Below are 15,867 nucleotides of genomic sequence, written 5' to 3'. Positions count from 1 at the left end.
TAGTTTTATAGTTCTTGAAATATCTAAGTAGTGACCAAGCCTTACACTGCTTCTAATGTCGCACTTTTGTACTCTTTATCTGTTTTTTCCGAGTTTATTCGGTAGGTGCAAGATATGAGATAATTTTGTCCTAGTCTGAGGGTATCTCCCTCATCTACATTCAATGCTACAAGGCGTCCTTCTACCTGCGATCGCAGCGATACTTCACGGTATGGTTTGGTAATGCCTCTATATTCTAATTGTTGTTGCAAACCACTCTCACGGGCGATCGCTACATCTACAGGTGTTGCACCACCCGCTTGTCCAGCCGCACCACGACGTTCTTGTTGAGCTTCAGCTGATTCTTTGGGAAGTGAACCGCAACTTCCCATCAGCAGTCCAAGACTTGATAAAAAAGCTAGCAATAAGATTGATGAACACGATGAGAAGGAATGATTTTTGATTATTTTACGCGGCTGATTTCCGTTCCAAATCATTACTATTTTGCTCCTAGGCAGTTTTGGCTATGACACCCGTTTATTAACAACCAGTCACGATGGATATCATGAATATCACTTGGGCTATAGATATAAGGGAAAAGTTCCGTAAAAAAAGAGATAAAGTGTAAGTTTTATTTCATTCTTTATCACAATTTTTTGTATAAAAAACTACTATTTATTTTATAGAGAAGAGCGAGCATAATGCTAAGTATGCTGATTTATCAAGGCTAAAATGTGAACTGATGCAATTATTTATGTTAGTATAAATTTTTATTGCTGATTTTGTCTCTACTTATAGACGTAGGAGTTGTAATCGCTGAAAATAAGCCTTTTTGTAGTTGGCTTCAACCTAACAGAAGTAATCAAAATAATTAGAAAGAAGAATTGAACATACTATCACTCCTAGTTGTTTTTATCTTTATCCTAGAGACTATACCTAGGAGGTACATGAGGAGAAAGTCATGTGTACACCCATGACTTAAGTCATGTGTTTACCATGTCAAATGTGATGAATTCATATTTTCTTTTCTAAAGGAACAAAAGAGTTATTTATTTACAACGCTGTAGCAAAACTACCAGTAATTCTTATAATATTTAGTTTATATTAAGAAAGGTAAAAGTTTTGGAAATAACAGACACACATAATGTATGTCCCCTTGTAAGCAGTTGTAACTTTACTTTACGCGAGGAAGGCTAACAGTGACATCACCACTTGTACAAACTACTGACGAATCTCTACTCGCGGAATTTTTCCAAGCATCAGTGGGTAAATGGCGCTCTGAGAGGCGTTATTATACCCTGCCGGAAGGAGAAACAAAAGTGATGGAGAGTTTAATTACGATCCGGTTTTTAGAGCAGGGATGTGATGAATTGCAAAAGCTAGTTCAAATGCACGGTTTGCCTGCTACAGTGAATTTGACCTGTGGTGCTAAAGTAACTTGGGAAAGTACTAATTCGATTTCAGGCAGGAAAGAATCAAACGGGAAAACCATATTTGGAGCTTTAGGAAGTGTATTGTATCGCGATCGCGGTTTCGCCACAACTAAGCCAGTTACCGCCCAGTATTACTTCCCCAATCCCAAAACCCTATGTTTGCGAACTGAGTACAATGGCTCTGTATTTGAGGAAGAGTTAAAGCTAGTCGGCAGCAAGTATCGAACACGACAGACAATTATCTCTCGTGCTGGCGAACAGTTGATGATTGGTCAGTATTTGGAAAAAAGGATTTAGTTAGTGGTTAGTGGTTGGTAGTTAGTGGTTGTCCGTTTTGTCCTCCATCTCCTCATTGCCTTACAACTGTAACTCAAACCCAGGCAAAACCTCTTCACCAGAAAGTATGGCTGGGAGTTGAACCACCTTTGCAGGTTGTCCAAGTTTGTAAATTTCTACCTGCTCATCTTGAGGATTAATAAGCCAGCCTAAGCGCAAACCATTTTCTACATACTCCTGCATCTTATCTTGCAAGGATTTGAGACTGTCAGTTTCAGACCGCAATTCAATCACAAAGTCAGGCATCAGTGGGGGAAATTTTTTGCGTTCTTCTGGAGTCAGTGCTTCCCAACGCTCCAATTTTACCCAAGCAGCATCGGGCGATCGCTGTGCGCCATTGGGCAGTTTAAATATAGTAGAGGAGCTGAAAACTTTTCCTAATCGAGTTTGGCGGTTCCAGTTATTCAAATCAGTAATCAAATCTGCTTCTTGTCCTCCGCTTTCTCCTCCCACTGGTGGCACTATAATCAATTCTCCTTTTGCATTCATTTCTAGGTTCAAATCTCTGTTCGCCATGCAGAGTTGATAAAATTGCTCATCCGTGAGATGCATAATAGGCTCTAGGTTTAGCACAACAGTATTCATATAAGGCAACTTAATTTTGAGTTAGCCAGAAATTAAATTACCCTAATCCTAACCCCCCTCGCTTACGAGGAGGGGCTGGGGGTGGGGTTTCTAAAAAAACTAAAACAAACCAATTAATAATGATTCCCTGATTTGCGATGATGTACGGCTGTAACACCATCAGGATCTAACACTTTGCCATTATCCACAATCGCATACACCAGCCAGTGATCGCCAGCTTCCATCCGGTGTTGTACAGTGCATTCCAGGTATGCCAGCGCATCTGTGAGGATGGGATTGCCATTTTCAGTTTCTTCAGTGGCAATACCAGCAAAACGGTCTTGTGCCGGGCCAAAGGGTTTGAGGAAGTGCTTCATCAACCCCAAGTGATTGCCTTCTCTAAGGATGTTGAGAACGAATGTGTTACCTGAGTGTGTCAGTGGTTCGACTGCGCGGTCTTTGGCAACGGCAATGGTAAAACCAGGGGGATTAAAGCTTGCCTGCGATACCCAAGAGGCTAACATTGCACTGGAGATATCGCCTCGCTTGGCTGTGAGAACACATAACGATCCAACAATTCGTCCAACAGCTTGTTCAACGTTGGTGGCGGGTTGGCTGGGAGTACGCACTTTTTTAGCTTTCTTCAGTGCTTGGGCGAAGTCGGTTCCTGCTTCTTCGCACATTTGCAGGGTGACATCGTTAGGTTTGAATTTCACCCGAATTGGGTCAAAGCCAAACCGATAGCCAGCGTCTTTGAGTTTGCCTTCAATTAAATCTATGGCTTCGCCACTCCAGCCATAGGAACCAAATACACCCGCGAGTTTGTTTTTAGCAGCGGTGGAAAGAACAATACCCAAAGCAGTTTGCACTGGTGTGGGTGCGTGACCGCCAAGGGTAGGGGAACCGATAATAAAACCTGCTGCTTTCTCTACAGCAGCTTGAATTTCAGCAGGTTCGGCAACTTCGCAGTTAATTGATTCGACGCTAACACCAGCTTTAGTGATGCCGTGGGCGATCGCTTGGGCTAATGTTGCGGTATTTCCGTAAGCAGAAGCATAAATTAATGCAATATAAGTATCTTGGGAGGTTTGCTGCTGACTCCATTCCCGATAAGCTTTGGTGAGTTCAATTAAGCCATAACGCACCAAAGGCCCGTGATTGGGTGCATACATTCTCACCTGCAAATCGGCAAGTTTTTCCAACGCAGTTTCGATTTGACGCGCATGGGGAGCCATCAAACACTCAAAATAATAGCGACGATCTTCTAGAAAAGCTTGCCAACCTTCATCAAAAACTTGATCGCCACAGATGTGCGTACCAAATAGTTTATCTGTGTATAAAATTTCTGTTTGCGGATCGTAGGTGCAAAGTTGATCTGGGTAGCGGGGGTTTGGTGTGGGGATAAATTCCAAATGATGGCCTTTGCCTAAATCAAGCGTTTCTTCTCCCCGCTTGACAAGAATGGGCAAATCTGGGTTTTCCAATGCCCCGCGCAAATTGATTGCCCCAGGATTAGAACAAACAAAAGTTATCTGCGGCGCACGTTCCAGCAAAACTTTTAATGTTGCGGCACGGTTGGGATTGACGTGACCGAGAATCACATAATCAATTTGTTTTAAATCAATCCGCTGCTGCAACGCATCTAAATAAATTTGCGTAAACGTTTCTCCGGGAGGGTCAATCAGGGCAATTTTATCACCTTGAATCAAATAGGAATTCGCAGTTGTACCCTTGGCAAGGGCATATTCAATTTCAAATCTGAGACGAGTCCAACTGCGCGATCGTAATATAGTTGTATCCGTCGCGATGGGGAGAATTTGAACGTCACGGGGTTTTGTGGATGTCATGGCTTTTTAGGGATCGGGGATCGGGGATTGGTGATTGGTGATTGGGGATTGGGCAATGAGTGAGAATATCGTCTAAGATCGGGGAATTTTATAGTGAGATGATATGGGAGATAGAGGTTTTGAGTCTTTAGACTTCTATCAAGATGGGCTTAAGCTGCTAAAAGCGGCTTATCGACTCTCAAATAGTTTGCCAGATTACGAACGCTATAATTTAAGCGATCAATTACGAAGAGCATCTTGTAGTGTTTTACTGAACATAGCCGAAGGCTATGGACGTTATCATTACCTAGATAGATTACGTTTTTTATATACTGCTCGTGGCTCATTGGCTGAGACTAAAAGCGCTTTCATTATTGCTGAGAGCTTGGGATACTGCAATAGAGAACAATTAAATTGGGTCAGTCAGCTAAAAAACCAGATTGACAAGGGTCTTAACGGTTATTGTCGTTTCATCCGTTCCCAACAACAAGGTAAACAAGAGTATGGTAATCAGCTGAGTGAATGGTGATTGGGGAATGGTGATTGGGGAATGGGTTATTTCCTAATCCCCGCTCCCCGCTCCCCGCTCCCCGATCCCTCCTAATAATGATTCCCTACCTTACGATGATGCACGGCAGTCAGCGCATCTGGCTTACTCACCCGTCCTGCATAGACTGTGCTGTAAACAATCCAGTGATCGCCTCCATCCATCCTACTAATAACTTCGCACTCCATGTATGCCAAGGCGTCGGTAAGGATAGGCGCACCGTTTTCGGCTGGCTGGGTTTTGACTCCTTCAAAGCGGTCAGCACCAGGGGCAAAGCGTTTGAGGAAGTGCTTCATTAAGCCTTGGTAATTAGCTTCTTCCAGCACATTCAGCACAAATTTATCGCCTACTTGCATGAGTGATTCAATAGCCCTGTCTTTTGCCACTGCAATTGACACTCCCAAAGGTTTGAAGCTGGCTTGACTAACCCAAGAGGCAAGCATCGCACTTTTCACATCACCTTTTTTGGCGGTGATGATGTATAGTCCACCACTGATTCTGCCCAGTGCTTTGTCCAAGTCAGCACCAAGAGATTTCATTTGCTTGATGCTTTTATCGCGTGTCACCCATTGTCCTAAGTCTGTTCCCGCTTCTTCCAGCAATTTGTAAGTGTTTTCTGTAGGTGTTTCTCGAATTTGAATTGCTGGGAAAGCTGGTGTTAAACCCAAGTCCCGGAATTTATTCAGCAGCGGATAAATCGGTTCGTCATCGCCACCGTTGGATTCAAATATCCCTACAGTTTGTTTTTCTTTGGCAGCAGCTAAAACAGTACCGAGGGCAGTTTGGGCAGCAGCACTAGAAACTGGCGGTGTCCCCACAACAATTCCCGCACAGCGACTGACGAGTTCTTGGAGTTCTTGTAAATCTGCTGTTTTGAGATCCACCAATTCCACTGCTACGCCAGTTTTGCTGATACCGTTGGCGATCGCTTGGGCGAGGCGATCGCCAAAGCCGTATTCAGAAACGTAAAATACTCCAACGGTAGTTTCTGCTTTGGTTTGGGATTGACTCCAAGTGCGATAGCGTCCGGTGAGTTCTTCAACGTTGTGATATAACAATGGCCCGTGACCTGTGGCAATCATGCCAATTTTTTCCAGTTCACCCATGCGCTTGAGTGCAGATAGCACCGATCGCGCATTGGGAGCCATCAAGCATTCATAGTAAAACTGAAAATCTGGTGATATCGCGTCTAAATCTTCGTCAAAAGTGGCATCTGAGCAATAGTGCAACCCAAAAGCATCGCAGGTAAATAGGATTTGGTTTTTGTGGTCGTAGGTGAAAATGGTGTCAGGCCAGTGTAAATTTGGTGCAATCACGAATTCTAGTTCATGACCGTTGCCTAAATCTAAGCGATCGCCATTTTTGACAATCCGTCGCTTGAACGGCTGATGCACCATATCTTCCAGAAACTGAATTGCCACTTTAGAACCAACAACGGTGATTTCCGGAGCAAGTTGCAGCACATCTTTAACTAAACCGCTGTGATCTGGCTCTGTGTGGCTGATAATTAAATAGTCAATATCTGCTAGATTGATTTGATTTTTGAGGGTGTCTAAAAATAACTGGCGAAACTTTTCGTGGGAAGTATCTACTAAAGCAGTCTGTTCACCACGGATGAGAAACGAGTTATAGGTAGTACCGTTTTGGAGACCGAATTCGATATCGAAGCGATCGCGATCCCAATCCAGAGAACGAATAGTCGTTGTTTCCGGCGCAATTTCAGTGACCTGGATGGTCAGTCTTTTTTTCGGATTTTCGGCGAGTGCTACCATAACTCCCCTCCATAGCGAATGAGTATTTTTTCCTCTTGTTATATTCTCGCACGGAGTTATTGTAAATATTTATTAAAAAATTTATATATAAGTTAAAAAATATAAAAGTATCAAATCGCACTCAATATATGGAAGTGATGAAGAGATGGGACAATGGGTAGATGAGCGGATTTGGTTAGCTTTGATGATTGGCAATTCCCGGTTGCACTGGGGTTTGTTTGAAAACAAAACACTTTGTCACACCTGGGATACTGAATATTTACCTGAGTCTTTTGTGCAGCATCTAGCTAAATGTCAAACACTAGACGACTTACTAACAACCCTCTCCCCCTCTCCCAGACGCGCCATGGCGCGTCTCTACATCTCTCCCCATCCCCCCCTCCTCCTCGCCTCAGTAGTTCCCAGCCAAACTGCACTGTGGCAAACCTATCCGAATGTTCGCGTAATTACTTTAGACAAAGTACCCCTCCAGGGTGTGTATCCTACATTGGGAATTGATCGTGCCTTAGCTTTATGGGGTGCAGGGACAACCTGGGGCTTTCCGATTTTAGTGATTGATGCGGGAACAGCACTCACTTTTACTGGTGCTGATGCTAACCAAAATTTAGTAGGGGGTGCAATTATGCCAGGATTGGGTTTACAGTTGGCGACTCTTGCCCAAAAAACTGGGCAATTACCAGATGTGGAGTTACCACAGCAACTTCCACAACGCTTTGCTTTGACTACTCCGGAAGCGATGCAAAGTGGGGTGATTTATACCTTATTGGCTGGAATTAAAGATTTTTTAGAGGCATGGTGGCGCTCATTTGCGGAAGGTAAGATTGCAATTACTGGGGGCGATCGCACTTTATTAATTAACTATCTCCAATCTCGATTTCCTGAGATTGCAAACCGTTTGGTTGTGGAACCGAATTTGATATTTTGGGGAATGCAAAAAATAGTAGATAGTAGATAGTAGTTATAGTTAATACTTGTTTCCCACTAACCACTAACTACTAACCACTAACCCCTTTAATAAAATCCCGAATATCTTCGGCAACAATAGCAGCACAAATTTCTGGTAAATTATGTTCACCGTGGGCAATGATTTTTAACTCTGCTTGTGGAATCACTCTTGCGTAAGAATTACTCTTAGCTAATGCATCTGACGAGTCTTTTCCACCTTGCAAAATCAAAACTGGAACTGTCAAAAACATCAATTTGTCTTGCAATAATTCAGCACGAATTTCTGGCAACTGTCGTAGGAATAATAGCTGACTTGCTGTTGGGTATTGCAGCATCAGTTGGCGTTGTTGCCAAGCTTGTTCGATTTTTTTGTCTAAACCTAGGATTTGAGTTAATGGGCGAAGTAATCGCAATATTTTAAATACCCACAGGGGAAGCTTTACCAAACTCTGCATGTTTTTCCAAACTTTGTCTAGTTCCTCAACCTCTACACCCTCTGGTGCTAATAGTACCAAACCATATATTTGTTCTGGATATTTCAGTGCATAGGTAGACGCAATCCAACCCCCAAGGGAATGCCCTACCAAATACACCTTTTCTAATTTCAAAGCATGTATTAACTCAGCTAGAGATTCGACTTGTAAATCAATTGAGTAATGAATATTTGGATAATCTGATTCACCAAAACCGAAAAAATCTGGCGCAAAACAATGAAAATTCTGTGATAGCGACTCCATCACTGATACCCATTGGCTACTATCGTTCCAAGCACCATGCAGCAAAATAACAGGAATTCCTTCACCAACTTCACGCCAAAATAATAACCCTTGAGAAAGCTTTCTCCGGGAGTTACGAAATAAACTATTCATTTTTAGTTACTAATTCACTTTTAAATCGATAGTAGTTAGTAGTTAGTGGTTAGTTGTTTACTACTAGCTACTAACTACTAACTACTACCCAATAAAAATTATGCCAGTGTTGTCAGACCTCTTAAGTAGTCTTCTAACTGGCGATTGTGATCGTGAGACATCTGTTCTGGAGGTAGAGAATCAAGTGAGAAAGCCTGGATTTCCATTACTTCCAAATCATCTTGAACTTCCATTTTCCCCTGCACTTCTGCTTCCACCACGATACAAATCGAATGAATTCTCGGATCGCGATCTGGTGCAGAGTAAACTCCCACTAGACGTCGAATCCTGACTAAATCAAGTCCGGTTTCTTCCATCAATTCTCGGCGAACTGCGTTAGGTACATCCTCTCCCCAGTCCACCATACCTCCAGGTAATGCCCAGCGACCATTATCTCGTCGCCGGATCAGTACAATCCTACCATCAGGCAAAATTGGGATGATACTTGTGCCAGGGATCGGATGACGGAAAATAATCCCCAGTACGGTTTGTCCAAAACGCCATATACTACGTGTGGACTGGATAGCCACAGTAAAAAAAGCCAGAACGTTCAACCCTCAAATCTTTGTAAATACTTACGTTATACTTTATCAGTTGCTCACTATTCACGTTTGCTCAACAACTAGAATATTGAGTAACTTTTTATACAAAAATACTTTATGATTTTGATTCTGATTCCAATAATTAGCGAATATTACGTAAATTTTACCATTTTTTGGAAAAAATCAAAAATTATGTGCGTATACATACATAATATTAGCAGGAGCAACTACATAACTGAGTAGAAGCTAAGATAGTGAGTTTTTTCTTCTTAAATACGGTTTGATAAAACCTTAAATGTAGTCTTTTTTTTCTACTGCGAGACCGAAGAAAATTTTTAGATCAAAAATTTGTGATTTTAATATTGTATATTTCCTCTCAAGATACTTACAGTCTCGGTTTTGTCAGAAAATATAAAGAATACTCATGACTATATTTTTGAAGTAGTGTAATTTGAATCGCTGCTTGGTATTTGATTGTTTCTCCTAGTTGTGATTCATTAGCTCATCCTCAAATTGCCGTTGACACAATAAAGTAGAATGAGTTAAGCTAGATTGCCGTTTAATAATCTGGCGCAGTAATTCCCTAGTGGAAAATGAAACTACGGAATAAAAGCGTCACATATCCTAACAATTAGGAAATATCTAAACCGCTAGTAAAGTGAGAAGAATAAACGCTATCAGCGAGCTTCTCAGAGCATACGGGAGTGTTCAAGCTGAAGTAAGCTAGAACTAATATATCAAGACTATTGTTAGCTGACACTGCCCAAATTGCGCTTAATTCCAGCTTTTTGTTGTTTATTTATGAGGTGAACATGGCTAAGCGCCGTAATCCAAAAAAAGAAAAGGCGCTACGGAACCAGGCATATGCCCGAAAGTTTCGTAAACGGACTACAACAGGACGGATGCAAAGAAGGTTCCAACAAAGATCGCCCAAGAGTGAAGAGGATGAGGGAGCAGCAGCAATTGACGCTGAATAATTTGCCTACTCAATTATTTACTCTTTTATACTGTTGGTGGTTAGTAGTTAGTGGTTAGTAGTTAGTGGTTGGTTGTTTACTACTATCAACTAACCACTAACTAATAGTTATTTGGTAATTAGAACGCGGGCAGCCAGCAGTGCTGATTTTACCTGCTCAAAGCCTGTACCACCATAACTGTTGCGGGCTGCAACTACTTGCCGAGGTGATATTGCCTCGTAAATATCTGCTGCAAAGGCTGGATGGATTTGTTTCCACTCCTCCAAGGTCAAATCTTTGAGAAGTTTACCAGCAGCAATACTGGTTTTTACTACCTTACCTACGAGATTGTAAGCTTCTCGGAAGGGTATACCTCGTGCAGCTAAATAATCTGCTACATCTGTAGCATTGGAAAAGTCTTCTCCCACTGCTTCTGCCAAGCGTTGGGTACGAAATTCCAAGCCTTCACGCAGCAAAATTGTCATTGCTTCTAGACATGCTTTGATAGTATTAACGCTGTCAAATAGTCCTTCTTTATCTTCTTGCAGATCTTTGTTGTATGCCAAAGGCAACCCCTTCATGATTACCAACAAAGCCTGGAGATGACCAAATACGCGCCCTGTTTTACCTCGCACTAATTCTGGCACATCGGGGTTTTTCTTTTGAGGCATAATGCTGGAACCAGTGGCACAGCTATCTTTGAGGATGACAAAACCAAATTCTTCAGACGCCCAGAGTATGATTTCTTCTGAAAAACGGCTGAGATGAACCATAATTAGGCTGGCAGCACATAAAAATTCGATCGCAAAATCGCGATCGCTCACCCCATCCAAGCTATTCGCATAAACACTATCAAAATGCAACAATTGGGCTGAGTAATGGCGATCTATAGGGAAAGTCGTTCCCGCTAAAGCACCGCAACCCAAGGGAGAAATATTCACTCGGCGATAAACATCTCCCAAACGTTCCCAATCCCGTTGTGCCATCTGAAAGTATGCTAGCAAGTGGTGAGCTAAACTCAGTGGTTGGGCGCGTTGCAGGTGAGTATAGCCTGGAATGAGAGTTTCAATGTTCTTTTCGGCAATATCTAAAAGCACTTGTTGAAATTCTCGCAATTGCTCACGAATTTGTTGGATTTGGTCGCGCAGATAAAGTCTCGTGTCCGTACCTACCTGGTCATTACGAGAACGACCAGTATGTAGTTTTTTACCTACATCTCCAATAATTTCCACAAGGCGACGCTCAACGGCAAAATGCACATCTTCTGCTTCAATACCTGGGTTAAACTTGCTTTGCCGATATTCTTGACGAATTTGTTCTAGACCTGCAACTAATTGCTCTCCTTCTTCTGCGGAAATGATGCCGCATTTGGCCAGCATCTGGGCATGAGCAACAGAACCAGTCAGGTCATATTCTATTAATTCAATGTCAAAATTAATACTTGCATTAAAACGAGCGATCGCAGGGTGTAGCGCTGATTCAAACCGCTGACTCCAAGTTTGCTGTTCAGTCATAGATAGGGCAATGATGAATTCTAAATTATGAATGATGAATGATAAAATTTTTCATAATTCATCATTCATCATTCATAATTCTTTAGCCATAACTTGTTAGATTCCGAATCATATAACCAATTCCTAATCCAATCAATAGTGCCCAAGCTTGACCTGACTGCACAAAATGAGTAAAAACTTTTTGCATTTGACCGATTAAGTTTGGATCTGTAATATTTTGAGCCAATAGCGTCCAATACCCTGGTAAATGCCAAATTATATGAGATGCCGAATCACTAAAAATATTCATATTTTTTAATAAATTACAATCATTAAGGCAGCAGGGGTAAAGGGGAATGGTTAAAGGAAAAACCTTCCTTTCACCCTTACCCTTTCCCCTTTTCCCTTCTTCTACGTTGATATACAAACTGTCAGCAAAAAACTCAAGGCAAATGCAGCCAATGTCACCCAAAATTTCATTTTGACCAATATATTAGGTTTACATCACCGTCATAACTTAAGAATCAGACGATGCCATCCGCAATTTCTCGGCTGTTCGCAAAATTTGCCCTGCTAACACTGCTGCGCCGAAGCCATTATCGATATTTACCACACCAACACCCGCTGCACAAGAATTAAGCATTGTCAAGAGGGGTGCTAGCCCTCCAAAACTTGCACCATAACCGATGCTAGTAGGAACGGCAATCACCGGACAATCTGCTAAACCTGCAACTACGCTGGGTAAAGCACCTTCCATACCTGCTACGACAATCAACACTGATGCTGAAGTAATGACATGGCGATTATTCAGCAAACGGTGAATCCCAGCAACGCCTACATCCCAAAGACGCTGGACACGAAAACCAGAAAGTTCCGCTGTGACAGCAGCTTCCTCAGCTACGGGTAAATCGGCAGTACCAGCAGAAAGAATGCCAATGATACCGGAATAGCGTGGTTCTATGGTGGGAGGAGTAATGGCACAAATTCGCGCCGACTCGTAATATCGCAAACCTCTGACCTTTGGTTGCAGTGCAGCATAAACTGCTGGTTCAATGCGAGTTGCCATCACCACTGAGTTGCGGAGGCGCATCACCTCCATAATTTGAGCAATCTGAGTGGGAGTTTTGCCAGGCCCCCAAATCACTTCCGGGAAGCCAGTTCTTAAGGCGCGATGGTTATCAATTTTGGCAAACTCACCTACAGGTTCATAGGCTAAATGTTTGAGTTCGTCTAGTGCCAGATCTGGAGACACGTCACCATTGGCAACGCTTTCCAAGAGCGATCGCAAAGTTTTGTCATTGGTCATTGGTCATTTGTCAACTGTTGGTTGTTGTTTGTTGATTGTTGGTTGTTATTGACTACTAATTACTAACCACCAACTACCAACTACCAACTAATAACTAATCTGTTACTTTGATTTCGTGAATATTCCAGAATGCGCCACCAAGAGCAGAGAATTGAATGCCTTCAAAACGATTTCGCACTGCTGCCATTGAGTATGGATTAACTAGATAAATAAAGGGTAAATATTCCTGCGTAATTCGTTGAGTTTTGGCATAAATTGCTTTCACTTTTGCTTCATCAAACTCTTGCGTGGCTTTAATATAAAGTTTGCCAATTTCAGCTTCCCAAGGTGCTACTTCCCAACCTTGAATCGGCTTTTGTCCTGGTTGGGGTTTTTGATTAAACATATGCAATCCCCCTTCAGGAAACCAGACATTAGCACCATCATTTGGTTCTAAGCCACCAGTTAAACCCAACAACGCAGCTTCCCAGTCCAAGCTGTTAGAGAGCTTATCTGTATAAGTATTCCAAGCAATGGGAGTAAAATCCACTGTAATTCCAATTTTGGCAAGATCTCGCTTAATTTGCGAACCCATTGCTTCACGGATTTTATTTCCAGCATTGGTAAGCAAACTGAAGCGGACGCGATTACCTTCAGAGTCGAGTAACTGACCTCTATTGTCGTATTTAAATCCTGCTTTTAGTAGCAGTTGCTTTGCTTTTTCTGGATTGTAATTGTAGGTTTTTAATCCTTCTTTAACCGAAAGGTAATAGGGACTCTGTACTGTAATTGGTGAATCTTGTGGTTGACCTAAGCCGCGAAAAGTATTGTTAATCATTGTTTGGCGGTCAATGGCATAGGCTACAGCCTGCCTAAATTCGACGGTATTAAACCAACGTGACTTAATCGGATTAACTAGTGGTTTTCCATCTCTTTTACCTTTATTTAGATTAAAGCAAACAAAGTTTGTACCTGTTCCCGGTTCATTGCCGTAGATGTTGAAATTACCTTGTTTTTCTTGCCGCTTCAGTAAAGAAAAGTAGTCTGGTGACACACTAATAGAATCTAACCCTCCAGAACGAAATTGCAGCAAGGCAGTGTCTGTAGACTCCACTATTTGCCAAACTATACGTTCAATGTAAGGTTGATGATTACCTTGCTTATCTTTGCGCCAGTAGTAAGGATTGCGCCGGAACACCACGCGTTGACTAGTATCGTAACGCTCTAACTTGTAAGGGCCATTAACAATTATTTGCTCTGGAGGAGTATCGACGCCCCATTTTTGCAGGAATATCGGCTTTCCTTCTCCATCTTTCTTTTGAACGTATTCGCGTAGCGCATGGGCTGGCAAAATTGGAGTACCTGTATTCAGCAAGAAAGGTCTAAACGGTTCTGGTAGGGTAAATTCTACTCGGCGTTCATCCAGTTTCTTGACAATAGGTAATTTACGACTTTCGCCAATTCTAAAAGCGTCTTTAACATCTGTAGGAATAGCTTCGTTAAAGTAAATATCATTGTAAGTAAATACTACATCGTCCGCTGTGAGAGGCTTCCCATCAGACCATTTCAAACCTGGGCGTAAGGTAAAAGTAAACCGTAATTTATCATCAGATATTTGCCAGGATTCTGCTAAGGCTGGCTCTACCTCAGCAGTTATGGGATTTTGGTTGATTAAGCCTTCATAAGTTAAACCAAAAATATTCGGTGATTCTTGACTAAGAGGATAGTTAAAGGTTTTAGGATCGCTCAAAATGCTCAATACCATTTGCGGTACTTGAGCAGCTTGTGTTTGAAAATTAGCTGGGTTGCAAGCGATAACTGTGAGTGAAGCTATCAAAGCCAGAATTGCTGGCAAACGAAAATGTTTAATTCTGGGAAGGATACTAGCAAAATTCATCATTTCAACATTTATAGTAGTGAACTTAATTTTACTGAGCTTGTAACCAACCGAGAAGGTTTTGAGTTTTATTAAAATACTGAATCCCAGCAATGTTCACCTACGGCTGAGTAATTCCACCTTCTAATTTTTGTAATAATCCTATTTCTGCAATTTCTTTTGATGCTGGTGGTATTTCTGATTTCCAGTGATAACACAAATCACTAACCCAAGCTTCAGTAAGACCTGTAAGGTAAAGGCTAAAAATTCTTTTACTGCTAAATTCTGGTTCATAATGACTCAAAATATCAGCAGTATTTAGGCAGAGAATAGGTTCTGATAAATTATTACCATTCCAGCGAAAAATTAAAATATTTTCTCCATCAACAAGCATGGCAAAAGGAATTAAGGTTTTTGATGCTTTCAAATAATCAATCAGTCGTAATATAGCGTATTCTTTAGTTTTTTTATCTTTAAAACTGAATGGAAAACCTTTAACTTCAGCTATGAGAACAACTTGTCCATCTTTGTCTAAGGCAACGACATCAGGACGTTCTACATCTTCTAAATTTATGGCTTGCATGGCTCTAATTTTTCACCCAGTTAAAGTTTTTTACCCATTTATTTCTATCCTACTCATACTCTTGCACCTGCCCAATATCCGCCCTGAATTAAAAGTCGGAAATAGCTCAAGTCCCAGACGTGCCATGGTACGTCTCTACACAGTTCAAAACTTTAGTTTAGGGTGTGCTACTCAGAAGCTGCTAGCAAAACAACTGCGTAGGCGCAAATACCTTCTTCTCGCCCTACAGGGCCTAATTTTTCGTTGGTAGTAGCTTTGATGCCTACTTGATTGGGTTGTAGTTGTAAAACACCCGAGATTTTTTCCCGCATTTTTTCAATATGGGGTTTCAGTTTCGGGCGTTCTGCTACTACTACTGAGTCAATATTCCCAATTTGCCAACCTTGTTCTCGAATAAGTTGGTGTACTTTACTTAATAACACCAAACTATCTGCCCCTGCCCATTGAGGATCGCTGGGGGGAAAGTAATGTCCAATATCCCCCAAAGATAGCGCCCCAAGCATAGCATCCATAATCGCGTGAGTCAGAACATCAGCGTCACTATGCCCCAACAAACCCAGAGAATGAGGAATGTGGACACCGCCTAAAATTAAAGGGCGATCGCTCACTAGTCGATGGATATCGTAGCCGTTACCAATGCGAATGTTCATTTTTTTAGTCAATTGTCATTAGTCATTAGTCATTGGTCAAGGGTCAAAAGTCAAGAGTTAGTAGTTAGTGGTTAGTAGTTATTTCCAATGCTCAATGCTCAATGCCCAATACCCAATGCCCAATGCCCACTCTCCCCCTCCCCCACTCCCTCACTCCCCCACTCTCCCACTC

General features: G+C 41.9%; 15 protein-coding genes and 1 pseudogene. 4 read left to right on the top strand and 12 right to left on the bottom strand.

What is annotated here, in order from left to right; translation table 11 throughout:
- Window positions 1–125: 125 nt before the first annotated feature.
- A pseudogene (locus tag HXY43_RS15085) lies at window positions 126–476 on the bottom strand (efflux transporter periplasmic adaptor subunit); the annotation flags it as partial.
- Between the two features lie 702 nt (window positions 477–1,178).
- Between HXY43_RS15085 and HXY43_RS15080 the strand changes: the two are divergent.
- Complete coding sequence (locus tag HXY43_RS15080) at window positions 1,179–1,709, top strand: phycobiliprotein lyase (protein WP_290884188.1); 531 nt, start codon at window positions 1,179–1,181, stop codon at window positions 1,707–1,709.
- Between the two features lie 60 nt (window positions 1,710–1,769).
- On the opposite strand, the gene HXY43_RS15075 is transcribed toward HXY43_RS15080, so the two are convergent.
- Window positions 1,770–2,333, bottom strand: coding sequence for a Uma2 family endonuclease (locus tag HXY43_RS15075; protein WP_290884185.1), 564 nt, complete (start codon window positions 2,331–2,333; stop codon window positions 1,770–1,772).
- Window positions 2,334–2,446: 113 nt separating this feature from the next.
- A complete protein-coding gene (locus HXY43_RS15070; RefSeq protein ID WP_290884183.1) occupies window positions 2,447–4,159 on the bottom strand; it encodes a diflavin flavoprotein in 1,713 nt (570 codons plus the stop codon).
- Window positions 4,160–4,262: 103 nt separating this feature from the next.
- On the opposite strand from HXY43_RS15070, the gene HXY43_RS15065 reads away from it, so the two are divergent.
- On the top strand, window positions 4,263–4,667 hold the full coding sequence (locus HXY43_RS15065) for a four helix bundle protein (protein ID WP_290884181.1): 405 nt from the start codon (window positions 4,263–4,265) through the stop codon (window positions 4,665–4,667).
- A 71-nt stretch (window positions 4,668–4,738) separates the two neighbouring features.
- On the opposite strand, the gene HXY43_RS15060 is transcribed toward HXY43_RS15065, so the two are convergent.
- Complete coding sequence (locus HXY43_RS15060) at window positions 4,739–6,457, bottom strand: diflavin flavoprotein (protein WP_290884179.1); 1,719 nt, start codon at window positions 6,455–6,457, stop codon at window positions 4,739–4,741.
- 145 nt (window positions 6,458–6,602) lie between these two features.
- Here HXY43_RS15060 and HXY43_RS15055 point away from each other — a divergent pair, with 145 nt between their 5' ends.
- A complete protein-coding gene (locus tag HXY43_RS15055; protein ID WP_290884177.1) occupies window positions 6,603–7,412 on the top strand; it encodes a pantothenate kinase in 810 nt (269 codons plus the stop codon).
- A 40-nt stretch (window positions 7,413–7,452) separates the two neighbouring features.
- Here HXY43_RS15055 and HXY43_RS15050 read toward each other — a convergent pair whose 3' ends face one another.
- Both HXY43_RS15050 and HXY43_RS15045 read right to left on the bottom strand, forming a co-directional pair.
- The gene (locus tag HXY43_RS15050) at window positions 7,453–8,271 is read right to left on the bottom strand and encodes an alpha/beta hydrolase (RefSeq protein WP_290884175.1); all 819 of its coding nucleotides are present in this window, start codon (window positions 8,269–8,271) and stop codon (window positions 7,453–7,455) included.
- 98 nt (window positions 8,272–8,369) lie between these two features.
- The gene (locus tag HXY43_RS15045; RefSeq protein WP_290884173.1) at window positions 8,370–8,864 is read right to left on the bottom strand and encodes an NUDIX hydrolase; all 495 of its coding nucleotides are present in this window, start codon (window positions 8,862–8,864) and stop codon (window positions 8,370–8,372) included.
- An 800-nt stretch (window positions 8,865–9,664) separates the two neighbouring features.
- Here HXY43_RS15045 and HXY43_RS15040 point away from each other — a divergent pair.
- Window positions 9,665–9,829, top strand: a complete 165-nt coding sequence (locus HXY43_RS15040) for a hypothetical protein (RefSeq protein ID WP_190671295.1) — start codon at window positions 9,665–9,667, stop codon at window positions 9,827–9,829.
- A 107-nt stretch (window positions 9,830–9,936) separates the two neighbouring features.
- Here the strand turns inward: HXY43_RS15040 and argH are convergent, their stop codons facing one another.
- The 6 genes from argH to ispF form a co-directional block, all read right to left on the bottom strand.
- On the bottom strand, window positions 9,937–11,322 hold the full coding sequence (gene argH / locus HXY43_RS15035; RefSeq protein WP_290884170.1) for an argininosuccinate lyase: 1,386 nt from the start codon (window positions 11,320–11,322) through the stop codon (window positions 9,937–9,939).
- 82 nt (window positions 11,323–11,404) lie between these two features.
- Complete coding sequence (locus HXY43_RS15030; RefSeq protein WP_290884190.1) at window positions 11,405–11,611, bottom strand: hypothetical protein; 207 nt, start codon at window positions 11,609–11,611, stop codon at window positions 11,405–11,407.
- 207 nt (window positions 11,612–11,818) lie between these two features.
- The gene (gene larB / locus HXY43_RS15025; RefSeq protein WP_290884168.1) at window positions 11,819–12,607 is read right to left on the bottom strand and encodes a nickel pincer cofactor biosynthesis protein LarB; all 789 of its coding nucleotides are present in this window, start codon (window positions 12,605–12,607) and stop codon (window positions 11,819–11,821) included.
- Window positions 12,608–12,701: 94 nt separating this feature from the next.
- Complete coding sequence (locus HXY43_RS15020; RefSeq protein WP_026736596.1) at window positions 12,702–14,483, bottom strand: ABC transporter substrate-binding protein; 1,782 nt, start codon at window positions 14,481–14,483, stop codon at window positions 12,702–12,704.
- Between the two features lie 100 nt (window positions 14,484–14,583).
- Window positions 14,584–15,045 (bottom strand): hypothetical protein, encoded by a 462-nt coding sequence (locus HXY43_RS15015; RefSeq protein WP_290884165.1) that lies wholly within the window; start codon window positions 15,043–15,045, stop codon window positions 14,584–14,586.
- 167 nt (window positions 15,046–15,212) lie between these two features.
- Window positions 15,213–15,695, bottom strand: a complete 483-nt coding sequence (ispF, locus tag HXY43_RS15010) for a 2-C-methyl-D-erythritol 2,4-cyclodiphosphate synthase (RefSeq protein WP_290884189.1) — start codon at window positions 15,693–15,695, stop codon at window positions 15,213–15,215.
- Window positions 15,696–15,867 lie beyond the last annotated feature (172 nt).

Origin of the sequence: Fischerella sp. (assembly GCF_013388695.1) — a bacterium.
Classification (GTDB): domain Bacteria; phylum Cyanobacteriota; class Cyanobacteriia; order Cyanobacteriales; family Nostocaceae; genus PCC9605.
This window is presented reverse-complemented; position numbering and strand designations above follow the sequence as displayed.

What these genes read in the sequence shown, in the direction of transcription:
- argH (WP_290884170.1), bottom strand. Translation starts at nt 11,322, where the DNA reads ATGACTGAACAGCAAACTTGGAGTCAGCGGTTTGAATCAGCGCTACAC.
- HXY43_RS15015 (WP_290884165.1), bottom strand. Translation starts at nt 15,045, where the DNA reads ATGCAAGCCATAAATTTAGAAGATGTAGAACGTCCTGATGTCGTTGCC.
- HXY43_RS15070 (WP_290884183.1), bottom strand. Translation starts at nt 4,159, where the DNA reads ATGACATCCACAAAACCCCGTGACGTTCAAATTCTCCCCATCGCGACG.
- HXY43_RS15060 (WP_290884179.1), bottom strand. Translation starts at nt 6,457, where the DNA reads ATGGTAGCACTCGCCGAAAATCCGAAAAAAAGACTGACCATCCAGGTC.
- HXY43_RS15075 (WP_290884185.1), bottom strand. Translation starts at nt 2,333, where the DNA reads ATGAATACTGTTGTGCTAAACCTAGAGCCTATTATGCATCTCACGGAT.
- HXY43_RS15065 (WP_290884181.1), top strand. Translation starts at nt 4,263, where the DNA reads ATGGGAGATAGAGGTTTTGAGTCTTTAGACTTCTATCAAGATGGGCTT.
- larB (WP_290884168.1), bottom strand. Translation starts at nt 12,607, where the DNA reads ATGACCAATGACAAAACTTTGCGATCGCTCTTGGAAAGCGTTGCCAAT.
- HXY43_RS15040 (WP_190671295.1), top strand. Translation starts at nt 9,665, where the DNA reads ATGGCTAAGCGCCGTAATCCAAAAAAAGAAAAGGCGCTACGGAACCAG.
- HXY43_RS15050 (WP_290884175.1), bottom strand. Translation starts at nt 8,271, where the DNA reads ATGAATAGTTTATTTCGTAACTCCCGGAGAAAGCTTTCTCAAGGGTTA.
- HXY43_RS15030 (WP_290884190.1), bottom strand. Translation starts at nt 11,611, where the DNA reads ATGAATATTTTTAGTGATTCGGCATCTCATATAATTTGGCATTTACCA.
- HXY43_RS15055 (WP_290884177.1), top strand. Translation starts at nt 6,603, where the DNA reads ATGGGACAATGGGTAGATGAGCGGATTTGGTTAGCTTTGATGATTGGC.
- HXY43_RS15020 (WP_026736596.1), bottom strand. Translation starts at nt 14,483, where the DNA reads ATGAATTTTGCTAGTATCCTTCCCAGAATTAAACATTTTCGTTTGCCA.
- ispF (WP_290884189.1), bottom strand. Translation starts at nt 15,695, where the DNA reads ATGAACATTCGCATTGGTAACGGCTACGATATCCATCGACTAGTGAGC.